This window comes from Amycolatopsis sacchari (assembly GCF_900114035.1).
In the GTDB taxonomy this organism is placed as follows: Bacteria; Actinomycetota; Actinomycetes; order Mycobacteriales; family Pseudonocardiaceae; genus Amycolatopsis_E; species Amycolatopsis_E sacchari.
Window position 1 is genome coordinate 1 of the sequence record NZ_FORP01000065.1, and the last position, 1,447, is coordinate 1,447.

1 protein-coding gene is annotated in these 1,447 nt (G+C 67.3%); it reads right to left on the reverse strand.

Features of this window, described 5'->3' with window-relative positions:
• Nucleotides 1-17 precede the first annotated feature (17 nt).
• Nucleotides 18-1,226 carry an IS110 family RNA-guided transposase gene (locus tag BMZ92_RS36650; protein ID WP_091517282.1) on the reverse strand — a complete coding sequence of 403 codons (1,209 nt, stop codon included), beginning with the start codon at nucleotides 1,224-1,226 and terminating at the stop codon, nucleotides 18-20.
• Nucleotides 1,227-1,447: the final 221 nt, after the last annotated feature.

The window sequence follows — 1,447 nt, forward strand, 5'->3', positions numbered from 1 at the left end:
GCTGCCTAATGTTTATGTCAAGCAGCGGTAGCCGTGGTGTGTCGGTAGTCGGCCTGGTAAGGCTGGCGGGTGCGCAGGAGCGCGTAGAGGACGTTGATGCGTCGTCGGGCCAGCGCGATCAGTGCCTGGTGATGGCGCTTCCCTTCGGCGCGTTTGCGCTGGTAGAAAGCTTTGCTGAGTGGGTCGGTGCGGATCGCGCAGAACGCGGACTGGTAGAAGATGAACTTCAGGTGTTTGCTGCCGGCGGTGGCTCGCCGCAGGTAGTTCATCTTCCCGGACTGCTGCAGGACCGGCGCGAGGCCGGCGGCCGAAGCGAGCTGATCGGCGCTGGTGAAGCGGTCCAGGTTTCCTGCCTCCGCGAGGAATTCCGCGGTCAGGGTGGCCCCCATCCCCGGCAGGCTTCGGACGAGGGCCGCGTCAGGGTGGCGGTCGAGCCCGTCGGCGATCTGGTTCTCCAGTTCGCCGATGCGGTGCCGGGCCGCGATCGCGTCGGTGGCGAACTCGCGGGCGAACTCGGCCATGCGCTTCTGCCCGGGAACGATCACATGCTGGGCCTGAGCGGCCGCAATCGCCTTGCCTGCCAAGGGTTCGGCATAGCTGCGGCGGACGCCCGCGGCCAGCATGTGATCGATCAGGCCGTCGCGTCCGGCTTCGCGGACCTCTTCCGGTGTGACGAAGCGGACCAGAAGCCGCAGGTCGCTGAGGTTGGTCACGTCCACGACGCGTTCCAGGCCGGGGAAGAACCCGGCCAGGGTTTCGCGCAGCCGGTTGAGGCGGCGGGTCTGATCGATGACGAGTTCACGGCGTCGGGAGACCAGCATCCGCAGGTCGAGGGTGATGTCGTCCTCGGCGGTGACGATGCGCCAGTCGTCGCGCAGGCGCAGCTGGTCGGCGATGGTGGCCGCGTCGCGGGGATCGGATTTGGCTTCGCCGCCCTTGCTGGCGCGGCGGGCTCGGTTGACCACCAGGCCCGGGACGTGGACCAGGCGGACACCTGCCTCCAGCAGCATGGCGGTCAGCAAGCTGGCCACTCCGCCCATCAGGTCGATCGCGGCGGTGAGCTCGCCGTGCTCGGCTTCGGCCTGGCGCAGCTGGGCGATCAGGGCGTCGATGCTGTCCGGGTCGTTGTCGACGCGCCGGGAGAGCAGGACTTTCCCGGTCTCGGCGGCGACGATCGCGACCCAGTGGAACTCCTTGGCGACATCGATGCCTGCTTTTACTGCCATCGAACCTCCGGTCGATCACACGGTGTGGTGCGTCCCGATTCCGCCGTCAACGCCCTACATAGCGATGGTTCGCAGTGCCTAATCAGCGGTCAGAACCAGGTGGTGGAGCGGGCGGCACAGCACTCTGAACCATCACCGGCAGCAGGCATGAAAGCCATACCCGCTCCACCTGCATCCGCCGATCCTCGCGGACCGCGGACATCCCTGAAAGGTAGGGCGGC